Source organism: Achromobacter marplatensis (assembly GCF_002209535.1).
Lineage (GTDB): Bacteria > Pseudomonadota > Gammaproteobacteria > Burkholderiales > Burkholderiaceae_B > Achromobacter > Achromobacter marplatensis.
Map to the genome: position 1 here is coordinate 115,179 of NZ_NJIG01000003.1, position 15,057 is coordinate 130,235.

The following is a 15,057-nucleotide window of genomic DNA, read 5'->3' on the forward strand; positions in this document are numbered from 1 at the left end:
TAATAATCTTCACATGGCAGCTATGCCTAGCAACACAATATCGTGAGAAAAGCTCCCCGGCGCTTTTGTTGACAATCCTTGACGGTGGGATTCCGGCGATATCCGCCACACACGTTCCCATGGGGATGATCGGGGGGGTAAACGCCTATAAAGTTGAGCACCCCACGTGCCGTATTAACTGCGTGGTTTGCATCTACTGACAGAGGAATGGTCGTGTCCAACAAGAATAGCAATCGGCCGGGATGGTCAAAATGGATAATCCTGGCCGCATCCGCGGCCAACTTCACGAACCCGACGTACGCGCAGTCAGTCGTCGGTACCGGCGAGGTATTGCCCGGCCCGGTCCAGACGCCGGATTGGGCTGTCGGAGGCGACCTGACTGTTGGCGATTCCCTCACCGGGACGTTGACCATCACCAATGGCGGTTCCGTAACCAATGACGGGGCGTACATTGGAAACCTGAATGGCGCCGTGGGAGCGCTGACGGTGTCGGGCCGCGACGCCGGTGGCACGGCGTCCACCTGGACCAGCCTCGGCTCCGTGCTCGTCGGGGTGGATGCTGGCAGCAGCGGCACACTGACGATCCTGGATGCTGGCATGGCCCAAAGCGACTCGGGCACCATCGGCAGCAATAACGGCAGCGTCGGGAGCGTTCTCGTTTCCGGGCCGGGGTCAACGTGGAATCTCTCGGCGGGCAGAGCATTCATGATCGGCGAAAGCGGCCGGGGCACGCTGCGGATCGACGACGGCGGCGCCGTGCACAGCGGCCAGGGCATTATCGGCTGGCTCGCCGGCAGCGATGGCAGCGCTATCGTGTCGGGCCGGACAACAGTCTGGGATCCCTTCAACAATATCTACGTAGGCTTCGAGGGTCTTGGCGACCTGCGCGTCCTGGAAGGCGCCACCGTGCGCACAGTCGGATCATCCGCGCCGGGCGCCGCCGCAACGATCTACATCGGCAACCAGGCGGGCGGCGTGGGCACGGTGACCGTTTCGAGCACAACGGCCGATATCTCTACGCTTGCCGCGAGCGACCGAATCGAAATCGGCTCGGCCGGCACGGGAACATTGACTATCGACAAGGGCGGGCTGGCGGTCGCCGGTAGCGATACGTGGCTGACCGTCGCCAGCACCGCCACCGGTACGCTGAACCTCATCGGCGACGCCAGCGGCCGCGGCGTGCTGGAGACCGGCTCGGTCATCAAGAGCGCTGGCAACGCCACTTTCAACCTGAATGGGGGTGTCCTGCGCGCCAACCGCGACGAGGCTGACTTCTTGAATGGCTTCTCGACGCAGGCGATTGGAAGCGAAGGTGCTTGGTTCGATACCAACGGCTACGAGGTAGGAGTATTGACCGCGTTCTCGGGGACCTCCAACCTCAACAAGCTGGGCGCCGGCAGGCTGACCTTGTCGGGCAACAGCGCCGCGTTTACGGGTACTACCGACATCCAGGCTGGCACGCTCCAGGCCGATGGCGTCCTCGGCGGCCCGGTGAACGTTTTCTCGGGAGCACGGCTGACCGGCACGGGACGCGTCGGTGCGACGGCCAACCGAGGCACCATCGCCCCGGGGCCGCGCAGTGGCTTCGGCACCCTGACGGTCGCCGGTGACTACACGGCACAGGGCGGCAATCTGGAAATCCGCACCCAGCTTGGCGGGGATAACTCGCCAACCGATAAGTTGGTCGTCACGGGCGACACCGCGGGCGCGACACCGGTCACCGTGAAAAACATGGCAGGCACTGGCGGGTTGACCCAACGGGGCATACAGATCGTGCAGGTCAACGGGGTCTCGGCGGGACAGTTCGACCTGGCTAACGGCGACTACGTCATCAATGGGCGTCCAGCCCTGGTAGCCGGCGCCTACGGCTATGTCCTGCAGCAGGACTCCGCAGACGGCGGCTGGTATCTGCGATCGTCCCTAACCGATCCCGGCACACCGCCAACCGATCCAGGCACGCCCCCAATCGGCCCCGGCACACCTCCGACCGGTGGCGTTTCGCCGGGCGTCGAACCGCCCTTGCTGTATCAGCCCGGTGTGCCGGTCTATGAAGCCTACGCCAACACGCTCCTTAACTTGAGCCGGCTACCCACCCTGCGCCAGCGCGTCGGCAATCGTCTCTATGATTCGGCGGATGTCGGCCGCAACGGCGTATGGAGCCGGATGGAGGGCACGACAAGCCGGCTCGAACCTTCCACGTCCACCACGGGCGCACGCCAGGACATCGACAGCTGGAAGGCGCAATTTGGTGTTGACCGTATCCTGGCGGGTCAAGAACAAGGGTCCCGCTTAGTGGGCGGCATGGCCTTTCACTACGGCAAGGCCGACACACACGTGTTTTCGGCATATGGCAACGGCACGATCGACACTACCGCCTATGGCCTGACACCAACGCTGACCTGGTACGGCAAGAATGGCCTCTATATCGATACCCAGGCCCAGGCAACCTGGTTCGAGAGCGACCTGAATTCCCGGCTGGCCGGCAAGTTGAAGGGCGGCAGCCAAGCCAACAGTTACGGGCTGAGTATCGAAGCGGGCAAGGCGTTCGGACTGAACGAGCGACTGGCGCTGATCCCGCAGGCGCAGCTGACCTACGCATCGACCCGCTTCGATAGCTTCAATGACAAATTCGGCGCGCACGTTGAAAGCGACAAGGGGGACAGCCTGCTGGCCCGCGTCGGTATTGCGCTGGACTACAAAAGCAATTGGCAAACGGGTGGCGTGAGTCGGGAATCCAGCGTCTATGGCGTCGTCAACGTGAAACATGAATTCCTGGACGGAACCCGTGTACGCGTGGCCGACGTGCCGGCGGCCAGTCGCATGGCGCGAACCTGGGGCAGCGTGGGCGCGGGAGCAAACTACGGTTGGGCGGAACGTTATGCGATCTATGGTCAGGTCGACGCCGATGTGGACTTCTCCGGCAGCTATATCGTCACGGCGACGGCGGGCTTCAGAATGACGTTTTAGTGAGTTGCCCACCGCCGGTGTTCCGCCGTGGCAAAAACCGCTATACCGCTGCTATGCTTGGGTCACTGGCCGCCCCGCCGCAGCGCCGGGCCATGGCGACAGCCTAACCGCAACCCAGGAGCATCGACATGAAGCTATCCAAACGCGCGTTATTGGCAGGGCTGACGATATCCGCGCTGTCGGCAGTGGCCCCCGCAGCCATGGCGCATCACGGGTGGTCGTGGGCGGAATCCGAACAGATGACCTTGCAAGGCACGGTTGAGGCGGTTCAGGTCGCGCCGCCTCATCCCACGTTGAGGGTGCGAGCCAACGACGGTGTCTGGGTGGTCGAACTCGGCAATCCCGCCCAAACGAAGGAAGCAGGATTCGTCGAGGGGTCGGCCCAGCCGGGCGACCCCATCACCGCTATCGGCAACCGCGACCAGGATGCCGGCAACAAGCGCATGAAGGCCGTCCAGGTCACGGTGGGCGGCAAGACCTACGACATCTATCCCAGCCGCATCAAGAAACCCTGAGCCCCACGGCCTTCAGCCATGCCCGAACTGCTTCGGTTGGCGCTGGAACAGCTTACGGCCCTGCCGCCGGCGCTGTGGCTGCGACGGTCCGCAACGGTCTACCTTTTGGTCAACGCCGCTCATATCGGCGCCATCGGCCTGTTGATCGGTTCGATCGTTCCGCTGGACTTGCGCCTGCTCGGCGTCCTCAAGCCCACCTCCTTGGCGCTCCTGGCGCCCGTGCTGGCCAGGACAGCCTCGCTCGGCCTTGTTCTTGCCGTACTGACCGGCGCCACGCTGTTCACCGTGCGGCCGCAGGAATATCTGCAGAATCCGGCATTCGTGGTGAAGATGGGCTTGCTGGGCGCGGGCGCGATCAACGCCTGGCTCGTGCGCCGGGGCGGAGCATGGGGGCAGGTTTTACAGGGAGGCCGCCCATCCAGCGCGCTGCGCTGCCAGGCCGCCGTCTCGCTGCTGCTATGGACTGGCTGCCTGGTCGCGGGCAGATGGATCGGGTTCCTGTAGCCCGCTGTTCGCCTGAAGCCAGCGACCCAATGCAGGGGGTGATGCGTGCACGCTCTCTGCAACAGACATCGTTGGCTTGAACACGTTGCCGCTTCAGGCGATTCGCAGCGCATTCTTGAAGGGCATGCCCTTGTATGGCACTGCCCGTTCATGGTCAGCCCAGATGAGCAGCAAGCAGGTCCCTGACGTCGGATACAAAGGGGGGCTCGCCAGCGCGTGAAGGTGCAAGGCTGAACTCGACGTCTGGCAGAGCAGGCAAGCCCGCGTGTCCTTCAAGAGGCGCTGCCGTTGGGGGAATCGCCGACGCATTCAGGCAGGCAATCCCCAGGCCAGCGGCCAGTGCCAGATGCAAACTGCCAATATCTGACGCGATCTGCTCAACGCTGTAAGCGACACCATGCGCGTCGAGTGTATGAAGGGCAAATCGCTGCAGCGAACATGTATCCGGCAATACGACCAGAGGAAGCCGCCCTGTGGCCGCCGCCAGGACAAATGAATTGTCAGCAACCCAATGCAGGGGCTCGCGCCGCAACCGGATTCGCCCGGAACCAGCATCGTTCGGCGGATGAGCAGTGTGCAGTATCGTCATCGACACCCCGATATCGAAGCTTCCGGCGTTCGCTTCATGCTCGATCCATGCGCTTTTGCGGACACAGACGTGCAGGCGCAATTGCGGAAACTGTTCACGGATGCGCCTGATGATGATCGGCAACGTATGCGGACGAAAATAATCCGTGATGGCCAGGCGCAAGTCCCCGGTCAGTTGGGCTCCCTGCATGTCCCGCCAGGCAGCGTCACTTAGAGACAGCAACTTTTGCGCGTGGCCCACCAGCCGCTCCCCCGCCGGGGTCAGACTGACGCCCGCCTTCCCCCGGGCCAGCAGCGATACTCCGCAAGCTTGTTCAAGCTTGCGTACCTGTTCGCTGATCGCCGATTGTGATCGATACAAGCGCGGCGCTGCGGCAGACAGGCTACCCGCGTTGGACACGACCACCAGCGTGTTCAGGAGCTCCAGATCCAGAATGCGCGACATCCATCTACCTGTTCTTCAAATAGATATCATCTTATCTTCCTGCTTTTCACGTATCAAGCAGCGCCGGATACTGACGGCTCAGGAAACCGCTAGGAGAAAAGCATGCCTGGTATCGATATCACTATTTCCGGCCAACCCGACTCGGCCTTGACCCACCAGCTCGCCGCGCAACTGACCGAACTCACGTGCCGAATACTGAAAAAAGAACCGTCGCGGACGCGGGTGGTTGTCCGGTTTGTGCCCGAAGATCAATGGTTCATAGCGGGACGTTCCCTGGCCGAGCAGGGCAAAAAATCTTTCCAACTTGAAGTCACCATCACCGGCGAAACCAATACGCGCAACGAGAAGGCCGACTATCACCAGGCGGCATACGAACTCCTCGGCGGGCTTATCGGCAATGTGCACCCCCACTCGAGCATTCATGTCGTCGACTGCCAAGCCACTTCGTATGGCTATGGAGGGGTAACGCAAGAATGGCGCTACCAGCACGCGTGAGCCCTGGAGGCCCGGATCAACGCAGTCGAGCGGCAGAGTTGCCGGACTACCTGGCATCCATGGGGGAATTCAAGTCACTCATCGACGCCTACGTGGGCCATGAAGTGGGCGATCCTCAGCGCATTGCAGCGCTAGTCATGGCGCTCGCCTCGCGCGCTGAGATTCCCGCTCGTCTCGTGCTCGGCTCGGATGCCTGGCAAGTCGTTGAAGCAGAGGAACAAGGACGCCATCAGATCATGCAACGATGGAAATCAGTCACTCTTGCGGCAGATTTTGGCTCGGCGTGGCCCGAGTGGCCTGCGGAGTGATGTCACCCCCGAACGCCGCTCACGATGGGAAGCGTCCAACGGGCAGTTCCCCTTGGAGTCAGAGGCAAGCGCCCCTCAACCTCGGGGCGCTTGCCTGGCATTCAAACAGACTGACTTATTCAATGGGATTCGAGAGCGTCGCGACCCCGGTAATTTCCACTTCCACTCGATCTCCACGGCGCATGAAAACCGGAGGGTCCCGCTTGACCCCGACACCTCCCGGGGTGCCGGTGACGATGACGTCGCCTGGCTCCAGGGTCGTGAACGTTGAAATGTAGTGAAGCAGGCGCGGAATGCCGAATATCATTTGCTCGGTGGTTGCCTGCTGCATGACCTCACCATTGAGCCGGGTGATCAACGTCAATTCCTGCCCGTCGGCAATTTCGTCGCGCGTCGTCAGATAAGGCCCGAACCCGCCCGTCTTATCGAAATTTTTGCCGGCGGTGAACTGACTGGTGTGACGCTGCCAGTCCCGAATGGAGCCGTCGTTGTAGGGAGCGTAGCCGGCGATATGATTCCACGCGTCGTCTTGCGCGATGCGGCGCCCTCCTTTGCCGATGACAATCGCGATCTCGCCTTCGTAATCGAATTCGATCGATTCCGGCGGACAGATCAGCGCTTGCCCGTGCCCTGCCTGGGAGGTGGCGGATCGCAGGAACAGCGTGGGCTCGCTGGTCGGCTCACGCTTTGACTCGATGCGATGCTCTTCATAGTTCAGGCCGACACAGATGATTTTCCCGGGGTCGGGAATGACCGGCAACAAGTTGAGCTCAGTGAGCTTCAGATGCCCTGCCCGCTCAGCGGCCTGGCGCGCAATCTCGTTCAGCGCATCGGCCTTCAGTACCGACTTCAGCGTGGGAAACGTTCCCTTGGTGAGCGCCACGCCGTCCAAGACGTGGTCTCCCTTCAGGATTCCCCAGCTTGTTCCTGATGCATTCTCGTAGCTGACCAGCTTCATGTTGTCCTTCCTCTTGGTGTGTCAATCAATCTTCACGTTGCGTTCTTTCACTAGCGACGCCCATTTGTCCCGCTCCGCGACGATGAGGTCGCGCAGTTCGGCCGGCGAGCTGCTTACAACCACTGCGCCGCGCTCCTTCACCACCGACGAGACTTCGGGCGACGCTACAGCCTTGACCAATTGATCGTGGAGTTTCTCGGTTGCGGCGGCCGGCAGGCCCTTGGGGCCGACGAAGGCGAACCAGATGTTGTCCTCAAAGCCTGGCAGCGTGTCGGCAAGCGGCGGGATATCGGGAAGCGCCGGCGAGCGGCTGGTGCTGGTGACGCCGATCGCCCGCAGCTTGCCCGCCTGTATGTAAGGCAGCGCCACCGGCAGGTTTTCGAACGCCATCTGGATCTGACCGGCGATCAAATCCTGCATCGCAGGGGCGCTGCCTTTATAAGGAACGTGGGTCAGCTCCAGCCCCGTGTCGCGCTGCAGCAGCTCGCCATTCAAGTGCCCGCTGGACCCCGTGCCCATGGACCCATAAGAGATCTTCGACTGATTGGCTTTCAGGTAGGCCAGGAAATCAGGCAGATTCTGTGCGGGCACCGATGGGTTGACAACCAGGACGTTCGGCAGAGACAGGGCCAGCGTCAAGGGAGAAATATCCTTGGCCGTGTCGACTTTCATGTCCTTGTAGATTGACGGATTGACCGTGAGGACGCTGGCCGGCACCAGCCCTATCGTGGCCCCGTCCGGGCTGGCGCGAGAGATTGCCTGCAGCCCGATCATGCCGTTGGCACCGGGGCGGTTTTCGACGATGACCGTGCGCCCGCCTTCTTTGGTCATCGCCTGGGCGGTCAGCCGGGCCACCGTGTCGCCCATCCCGCCTGGCGCGTACGGCACGATGATCGTCAGGGGGGGCTCGGCCGCATGGGCAAAAGCCAGCGTACAGGCGCACAGCACCGCGCCCGCCATCCGTTTCAGTGTGGTCGTCATTCCCTTGTCTCCTAAGCCTGCTGTTCTTTGAGCATTGTTTTTCAGGGGGCTAGGCAGCCTGTTGCACAGTCTGCCGGTACAACTCCGTCTGCGAGATGGCGAGGCTCCTTTCCCAGGGCCACCGGATACTTTCCTTCGCGGGCGTCAGGTCCACCGGTGCGCCGCCCAGGTACACCGCTCGAATGCGCGACTTGTCCTGCAAAACCTTGATGTCGGCGCAGGGATCTCCGTCGATCAGCAAGATGTCGGCGAGCTTTCCCGCTTCCAGGGTGCCGACGTTCTCCGGGTCGACGGCAATGGCGGCGTTGCGGGTGGCGCACGTGATCGCCTGCAGATTGGACATGCCCAGCATCGTGACGAATAGCTCCGGTTCGCGGGCGTGCCACTCGCCGTATGGCGTGACGGCAAAGCCCGTGTCTGTGCCGCACATCATCGTCACGCCCTGTTCGTGAGCATAAGAAAGGATTTTCTGGGCGTTGTCGACGTAGGCTTTGAAGCGGTCGATGCGCGCTTGCGTGCAACCGGCCAAGTGCCCCCAGTCGGCGATGTTTGCCATGAATGTCAGCGCGGGGCAGCAGGGTATGCCGCTGGCGGCCAGCTTGTCGGCTTCTTGCCGATTCATGCAGTCGGCATGCATGATCCAGTCCATGCCGGCCTCGATGCAGTCAACCACTGACTGGCCGCTGCGGGCGTGGGCCGTGACCCGCCGCCCAAGGCGGTGGGCTTCTTCCACGATCACGCGCAACTCTTCGGCACGGAACGACGGCACCGACGCGATACTGCCACCCGCGGGCGTGAGGATGGGGTTCTCTCCGCTGGCTGCCACTTTGATGAAGTCGACGCCGTTCTTGACCTGTTCCCGCACCACGTTGACCATCTCTTCGCGGGTTCGCGCCATGACGCCGACGCCGGAGTCCGGCGCGCCGATCCACGACGGAAAGTAGTCGGTCAGGGCCACGTTGTTGCTCAGATAGCGCCCCGCCGCGGAAATCCGGGGCCCGGGAAACAAGCCCGCCTTGATGGCGTCCCGCACGGCAACGGCCACATACCAGCTGCCACCCGGATCGCTGAACGAGGTAACGCCCGCCTGCAGGACCGATCGCGCGTGATAGACCCCGCGGATGGCGCGGTATTCCGCAGAGCCGTACAAGTCCTGTTCCTCGATCGCGCGGGCGACGCCGTAGCTGATATGGCAATGTGCATCGATGAGGCCGGGCATGACAGTCAGGCCGGAAGCGTCAACGATGTCCGCCGCGCTCGCTGGAAGCGGTTCTTCGCCCCGCGACCGGGCCACGATGCGCGTGATTCGGTTGTTGTCGATTTCAAGCCAGGCCAAGGGCGTCGGGACCGCCCCCGTACCGTCGATCAGCGTTCCGTTGGTGATGTAGTGCGGCATGAGTGCTTACCTCCACGTGACGCCAGCGGATTGGTATTGCCCCGTCTTGCCTTCAAGGAACCCGGTCAGGATCGCGTTAAAGTCATCGGGCCGCTCGTAGTAGGCTGTGTGTGCCGCGCAGGCCAGCAGCGCCAGTCGGCTGCGCGGCAGCAAATCGCGCGCGGCGATGCCGATGGCAGGAGGCACCACCTTGTCCTCTTCTCCCCAGATCAGTAACACCGGCCAGTCGTGCGCATTGAGCTTTGCGCCCACCACGTCCTGGTCCAGGTCTTGCGCGATGTAATCCCCCAGCGTGGCAAAGGATTCGGCTGCGCCCGGCGAGTTGTTGACCCGGAACTCCTCTTCCAGCATGGAAGGCGTGACCAGCGCCGAGTCGAAGATGACGCGCTGCATTTTGGTGGCGATCCCGTCGCGGGTCTGGTTATTGGCCCCCGCCCGGATCCGCCCGCGGGCTTCGTCGCCGATGGGCACGAGCCCCATGCTTCCCACCAGGACGATCCCATCGACCTTGTCCGGATGCGCACAGGCGAACGCCGACACCGCATGCCCGCCGAGCGACGTGCCGACAATGACCGCACGCTCCACGTCGACAGCCTGCAGCACGTCATGCAAGAACGCTGCATAGGCGGGAACGGAACAGGCGACGCCCTGCCCCTTCGCCGCAAAGCCATGGCCGGGCAGGTCGACGGCGAATGCGTGATAGCCGGCTTGGGCCAGAGCATCCAGGTTACGGACCCAGCGGTCGGCGCGTCCCCCGGTTCCATGGACAAACAACACGACTGGACCGGAAGTCCCGGATTCGAGTACCCGTGTGCGGGTTGTGCCGGCATTGATGGGATAACTGATCATGGCAAGGTGTCTCCTTAATGTTTAATTCACTTAGTGAATTGCTTATTCACAAATAGAACGTAAGAGCGGGCGCAAATCTGGCTCGACCTATCCCGCCGGAGGAGCCGACGGGTTGGGGCCGACAGTGACGACGGCCCTTTGAAAAATAGGTATCCTGAAGTAGAATAATTCACTAAATGAATTATCAATTCATAAAATACTACTGATCCGAATACGGCGGCGATATAAGGGATTTCACCATGACTACAAACTCTCAACCGCTTGTGGTTGGTTTATTGCGCGGGTTGTCGGTGTTGCGATGCTTTGACCACGGAAGGGAAATCCTGGGCAGCAGCGAAATCGCACGTATCACCGGCTTGCCACAACCCACCGTATGGCGTCTTTGCAAGACGCTCGAGCATGCCGGTTATCTCGTCACGACCGACGGCGGCACGCGGTTCCGGCCGGGCCTGTCGATCCTGACGCTGGGCTATGCCGCGCTGGACTCCCTGGAAATCGCGGAACTGGCTCGCCCCTTCCTTAGCGAAATTGCCGCCCGTTTCAATGGTGCAGCAAGCTTGTCCACGCGCGAAGGCGTCTCGATGCTGTATGTGGAACGATGTGAAGCCAAGGGCACCGTGCTGCACATCAATTTGCGGGTCGGATCAGAGGTTCCCATCATTCGGACGGGCACGGGATGGGGCTATCTGGCCGGACGCAAACCCGCCGAAAGGCAGGCCATCCTGGCCCAATGCAAAAGCGCGGATCCTGAGGCCTATCAACGATTCAGTGATCCCATGCAGGCAGCGCTTGAACAGTACCCAGCCGTAGGCTATGTAGAAAACGTCGGTGTGTTTTTCCCCGGCCTGACAACCGTGGCCGTGCCGCTCGTTTCCGAAACGGTTCAAACCGACTACGTGCTTAATTGCACGTCGCCGGCGGACGCCCTGAGTACCCCTGCCCTACGTGCCGAAGCGGGGGAAGCATTGAAGATGCTTGCGGAACGTCTTCGACCCGCCATCCTGCGCAGGAACTGACGCGACGCGGCGCATTGCTGGCCTGCTACTGCACACACACGGACCAAGCCCCTTTTACCGGCACTGCGCCTCTTCCAAATGCCGCGCCGTGGTGGCGCCTCACCCTCGTCGCAACGTTGCTGCGAAGGCCTGCAATGGCGTATTGAAGCGCGCGTCAAATGCCGTCTTCACGTCGACCTTGCTCGGGATATAGCCCGACTCGGCAAATACGTCGGCGATGCCTTGCAGCTCTTCGAAGACCGGCCCCGCGATCAACGAGGGCTCGCCGCCGCCGGGCGTACGGCGCGCGACCAGTCGGGAGACCTCGGCGTCCAGCCCTGCGCCGACCTGCGCCGCGGCCCACTGATCCGGATGCGCCTTGACCCAGGCATGCGAGCGCAGATCGCGCTTGATGAATTCCAGGATGGAGGCCTCGCGTGCCGGATCATCCAGGCTGTCCCGATTGGCATAGTGGAAGTTGTAGGCCGGGCGCGCGGGCACCGCCAATTGGCGCCCGCCGTGGCGGATTTCGGCGACGGCGGCGCTAGGATCCCAGATTGCCCACGCGTCTACCGATCCGTTGATGAAGGCGGACATGCCATCCGGCGGCGACAGGTAGACGGGCTTGATGTCTTCCCATTTCAGACCGCTTTCTTCCAGCATGTAGCGCAGCTTGTATTCAAAGCCCGCGCCCTTCACCAGCGACACCCGCTTGCCCTTCAGGCCCGCGACGTTCTGGATATCCGATCCCTTCGGCACCACGATTTCATGGAACAGGATGTTGGCGTAGGCGCTGCAGGCCACGGCTTTGCGCGGACGCGTAGCCAGGGCGATGACGTTGCCATCGCCGCCCGCCGTCATGTCGATCGCGCCCGAGGCCAGGGCCTCCAGCGCGGCCGGCGACGTGGGGAAACGCGACCATTCGATCTCGAAAGGCAGGTCCTGCAACTGGCCGGCCAGCTTCATGCGCAGGTCTGCGGCCAGCGCGCTGGGCACGCCGAAGCGCAGCTTGGCGTATTTGACGGCGGGCCGCGGTTGAGCGAACGCCAGCGGGGCGATCGCGCCCAACGCCAGCGCAGCGGAAGTCTTGAACAAAGTACGTCGATTCATCATGACAGAAAGGCAGCCAGGGCCGGTTAACGCTAAAGGAATCCTCGCGCGGACCTAGGCCGCGGCAGAGAGTGTGGGAACGCCCAATGCCGCCAGCAACTGCTGCTTGAGCGGCAACATGCGCGCATCGTCGCGCTGGCGCGGGCGCGGCGTCGAAACCGTGTGGTCCTGCACGATGGCACCGTCCTGCAGCACCAGGACGCGATCGGCCAGCATCACGGCCTCGTCCACATCGTGCGTGACGAGCAACACGGCGGGCCGGTGGTCTTCGAACAGCTTTTGCACCAGCACATGCATGCGGGCGCGGGTCAGGGCATCCAGCGCGGCGAACGGCTCGTCCAGCAACAGCAACTGGGGCGATCGCACCAGCGCGCGCGCAAGGGCCACGCGTTGCGCCTCGCCGCCAGACAGCGTCAATGGCCAGGCGTCCAGGCGATGGGCCAACCCGACCTCCTGCAGCGCACGCTCGGCCAGCGCACCCGAATCCGCTGCGCGCAGGGCGAAGGTGACGTTCTCGCGAGCACGCATCCAGGGGATCAGGCGGGGTTCCTGGAACACCACCGTGCGTACGTCGGGCACCTCGGCCCGGCCACTATCGGCGCTGTCCAGCCCGGCCAGGATGCGCAGCAAGGTGGACTTGCCCGAGCCGCTATGGCCCAGCAGGGCAACGAACTGGCCGGCCGGAATCTCAAGGTCAAGCGCGTCCAACACCGGTTTGCCGCCGAATGACTTGCTTAACCGCGCAATGCGCACCGGGCGGATGCCCGGCCTGTAGCGTGCGTCTGCCATCAGTGCCTCACAAACGACGGACGCCAGGCGAACACGCGCCGGTCCAGATAGCGGATCAACATATCGGTGCTCAGGCCCAAAAGCGCATAGACGATGAGACCGACGAAGATCACGTCGGTTTGCATGAATTCACGGGCATCCATGATCAGGAACCCAATACCGCTGGTGGCGTTGATCTGCTCGCCCACGACCAGGCTCAGCCAAGCCGTGCCCACCGCCAGGCGCAGGCCGACCAGGGCCGACGGCAGTGCGCCGGGCAGGATGATGTGGCGGATCATCTCGCGCCGTGTGGCGCCCAGTGTCCGGGCCGCTTCCACGATCTTGGCGTCGACGTGCCGGATGCCCGAAAACAAATTGATGTAGATGGCGAACGTGACGCCCAGCGCAACCAGCGCGATCTTGGGCGTTTCACCAATGCCGAACCACAGGATGAACAGGGGCACGATGGCCAGGTGCGGCAAGGTGCGCAGCATCTGCACCGTGGCGTCGACGATGTCCTCACCCTGGGTGCTAAGCCCGGCCATCAGCGCCAGCGTGCCGCCAACCGCGATACCAATCAGGAGGCCCGACGCGGCACGCGCCAGCGAGACCACCAGATGATGCGGCAGTTCGCCGCTGACCGTCAGCCGCCAGAACGTGTGCGCAATCGCCAGCGGCGACGGCAAGACCTCGGGCGATATCAGCCCGGCCCAGGCCAGGCCCTGCCAGACCAGTACCAGCAACAAGGGGGTTGCCGCCTTGCGCCAGCGCGACGATGCAAATGCCCGGCTCATGCGCGTCCTGCCGCGTGGCGGGAACGCGGATGCGGCAGTCCCAGGTTTTCGCGGAACGTCTTGCCCTCGTAGGCCGTGCGATACAGGCCGCGGCGCTGCAATTCAGGCACCACCAGTTCCACGAAATCGTCCAGCGCGTCGGGCAGGTACGGAGGGATGATATTGAAGCCATCCGCCCCCTCGTTCCTGAACCATTGTTCCATCTCGTCCACGATGGTTTGCGGCGTGCCGATCAATGTGTGGTGGCCGCGCGCGCCGGCTGCCTTCAGGTACAACTGGCGGATGGTCAAATTGCCCTCGCGCGCCGTTTGCAGCAGCAGTGCCTGCCGGCTCTGCCCGGCATTGGAGCTGCCCAGGTCAGGCACGGGACCATCCAGCGGATAACCGGACAAATCCAGGCCACCCAACAATTCACGCAACAGGGCCAGCCCCACGGACGGATGGATGCGATCCTGCAGCAGGTCGAACTTGGCTTGCGCCGCTTCTTGCGTGGCGGCGACGAAAGGGACGATGCCGGGCAAGACCTTCACATGGTCCGGGTCGCGCCCCTGGCCGGCCACGGCATCCTTGATGCCGCGATAGAACGCCTGCGCCGCACCCAGGCTGCGCTGCGCGGTGAAGATGACGTCGGCATGGCGCGCGCCCAGCCGCTGCCCGGTGTCGGATGACCCGGCTTGCAGGCGCACCGGATAGCCTTGAGGCGGGCGCGGCACATTCAGCGGGCCGCTGACGCGAAAGAGTTCGCCCTCATGGCCCAGCGTATGCAGCCGGGTCGGATCGAAGTACACCCCGCTGTCGCGGTCATACAAGAAGGCGTCGTCGTCCCAGCTGTCCCACAGGCCTTCGACAATTTCGACGGCCTCATGCGCCCGGGCATACCGCTGCGCATGCGCCACATGCTCGTCGCGGCTGAAGTTGCCGGCCTCGGCCTGATTGGCCGAGGTGATGATGTTCCACCCCGCGCGGCCCTTGCTCAGGTGGTCCAGCGACGCGAACTTGCGAGCCAGATGAAAGGGTTCGTTGTATGTGGTCGTGGCGCTGGCAACCAGGCCGACGTTCCGGGTAAGCGCCGCCAACGCGGACAGCAACGTGACCGGTTCCAGGTGGCTGACCAATGCAATGCGGCTCATGGCCTCGCGGTCTTGCCCGTACATGATGGCCGAGCTGTCGGCCAGGAAAAGAAAGTCGAACAGGCCGCGCTCGGCGCTGCGCGCCAATCGCGCGTAGTAGTCGATATCCGTGGCGTCGGCCAGCGGTGCGTTCGGATGCAGCCACGCCGCAATATGGAATCCGGTGGCGTTGATGAGGGCGCCGAGCTTGAGTTGTCTGGACATGGAAAACGCCGTGCTTGATAGCGGTACGAGTCTTAAGGTCTGGGCATGAT

The 15,057-nt window shown here is 63.0% G+C and carries 15 protein-coding genes; 6 read left to right on the plus strand and 9 right to left on the minus strand.

The annotated features are described in order from the left end of the window. The first annotated feature begins 207 nt into the window (after positions 1 to 207). The 3 genes from CEY09_RS07515 (at position 208) to CEY09_RS07525 (ending at position 3,986) form a co-directional block, all read left to right on the plus strand. Positions 208 to 2,967: an autotransporter family protein gene (locus CEY09_RS07515; RefSeq protein ID WP_088588152.1), complete on the plus strand. Its 2,760-nt coding sequence runs from the start codon at positions 208 to 210 to the stop codon at positions 2,965 to 2,967. A gap of 128 nt (positions 2,968 to 3,095) precedes the next feature. Next, positions 3,096 to 3,482 carry a DUF6152 family protein gene (locus CEY09_RS07520; RefSeq protein ID WP_088588153.1) on the plus strand — a complete coding sequence of 129 codons (387 nt, stop codon included), beginning with the start codon at positions 3,096 to 3,098 and terminating at the stop codon, positions 3,480 to 3,482. 18 nt (positions 3,483 to 3,500) lie between these two features. Continuing rightward, positions 3,501 to 3,986, plus strand: a complete 486-nt coding sequence (locus CEY09_RS07525; protein ID WP_088588154.1) for a DUF6644 family protein — start codon at positions 3,501 to 3,503, stop codon at positions 3,984 to 3,986. 154 nt (positions 3,987 to 4,140) lie between these two features. Here the strand turns inward: CEY09_RS07525 and CEY09_RS07530 are convergent, their stop codons facing one another. Further along, a complete protein-coding gene (locus tag CEY09_RS07530; protein ID WP_088588155.1) occupies positions 4,141 to 5,019 on the minus strand; it encodes a LysR family transcriptional regulator in 879 nt (292 codons plus the stop codon). Between the two features lie 102 nt (positions 5,020 to 5,121). Here CEY09_RS07530 and CEY09_RS07535 point away from each other — a divergent pair, with 102 nt between their 5' ends. Beyond that, a complete protein-coding gene (locus CEY09_RS07535) occupies positions 5,122 to 5,514 on the plus strand; it encodes a tautomerase family protein (RefSeq protein WP_088588156.1) in 393 nt (130 codons plus the stop codon). Between the two features lie 38 nt (positions 5,515 to 5,552). Next, positions 5,553 to 5,822, plus strand: coding sequence for a Rossmann-fold NAD(P)-binding domain-containing protein (locus tag CEY09_RS07540; protein WP_088588157.1), 270 nt, complete (start codon positions 5,553 to 5,555; stop codon positions 5,820 to 5,822). A gap of 115 nt (positions 5,823 to 5,937) precedes the next feature. Here the strand turns inward: CEY09_RS07540 and CEY09_RS07545 are convergent, their stop codons facing one another. Genes CEY09_RS07545 through CEY09_RS07560 form a run of 4 tightly spaced genes read right to left on the minus strand, consistent with a single transcriptional unit; the run spans position 5,938 to position 10,006 of the window. Further along, positions 5,938 to 6,780, minus strand: a complete 843-nt coding sequence (locus tag CEY09_RS07545; RefSeq protein ID WP_088588158.1) for a fumarylacetoacetate hydrolase family protein — start codon at positions 6,778 to 6,780, stop codon at positions 5,938 to 5,940. Between the two features lie 21 nt (positions 6,781 to 6,801). After that, on the minus strand, positions 6,802 to 7,761 hold the full coding sequence (locus CEY09_RS07550; protein ID WP_088588159.1) for a Bug family tripartite tricarboxylate transporter substrate binding protein: 960 nt from the start codon (positions 7,759 to 7,761) through the stop codon (positions 6,802 to 6,804). Between the two features lie 49 nt (positions 7,762 to 7,810). Further along, a complete protein-coding gene (locus CEY09_RS07555; protein ID WP_088588160.1) occupies positions 7,811 to 9,157 on the minus strand; it encodes a metal-dependent hydrolase family protein in 1,347 nt (448 codons plus the stop codon). A gap of 6 nt (positions 9,158 to 9,163) precedes the next feature. Then, positions 9,164 to 10,006 carry an alpha/beta fold hydrolase gene (locus tag CEY09_RS07560; protein ID WP_088588161.1) on the minus strand — a complete coding sequence of 281 codons (843 nt, stop codon included), beginning with the start codon at positions 10,004 to 10,006 and terminating at the stop codon, positions 9,164 to 9,166. Positions 10,007 to 10,245: 239 nt separating this feature from the next. Between CEY09_RS07560 and CEY09_RS07565 the strand changes: the two genes are divergently transcribed. After that, entirely contained in the window at positions 10,246 to 11,022 is a 777-nt protein-coding gene (locus CEY09_RS07565; protein ID WP_081534039.1) for an IclR family transcriptional regulator, read from the plus strand. A 99-nt stretch (positions 11,023 to 11,121) separates the two neighbouring features. Here the strand turns inward: CEY09_RS07565 and CEY09_RS07570 are convergent, their stop codons facing one another. The 4 genes from CEY09_RS07570 to CEY09_RS07585 form a co-directional block, all read right to left on the minus strand. Further along, positions 11,122 to 12,096, minus strand: a complete 975-nt coding sequence (locus CEY09_RS07570) for an ABC transporter substrate-binding protein (protein WP_158218658.1) — start codon at positions 12,094 to 12,096, stop codon at positions 11,122 to 11,124. 69 nt (positions 12,097 to 12,165) lie between these two features. Further along, complete coding sequence (locus CEY09_RS07575; RefSeq protein WP_088588163.1) at positions 12,166 to 12,900, minus strand: ABC transporter ATP-binding protein; 735 nt, start codon at positions 12,898 to 12,900, stop codon at positions 12,166 to 12,168. Then, the gene (locus tag CEY09_RS07580; protein WP_088588164.1) at positions 12,900 to 13,673 is read right to left on the minus strand and encodes an ABC transporter permease; all 774 of its coding nucleotides are present in this window, start codon (positions 13,671 to 13,673) and stop codon (positions 12,900 to 12,902) included. Before CEY09_RS07580 ends, CEY09_RS07575 begins: the two co-directional genes overlap by 1 nt. Continuing rightward, the gene (locus tag CEY09_RS07585) at positions 13,670 to 15,007 is read right to left on the minus strand and encodes an LLM class flavin-dependent oxidoreductase (protein WP_006223177.1); all 1,338 of its coding nucleotides are present in this window, start codon (positions 15,005 to 15,007) and stop codon (positions 13,670 to 13,672) included. The genes CEY09_RS07580 and CEY09_RS07585 overlap by 4 nt, the downstream gene beginning before the upstream one ends. Positions 15,008 to 15,057: the final 50 nt, after the last annotated feature.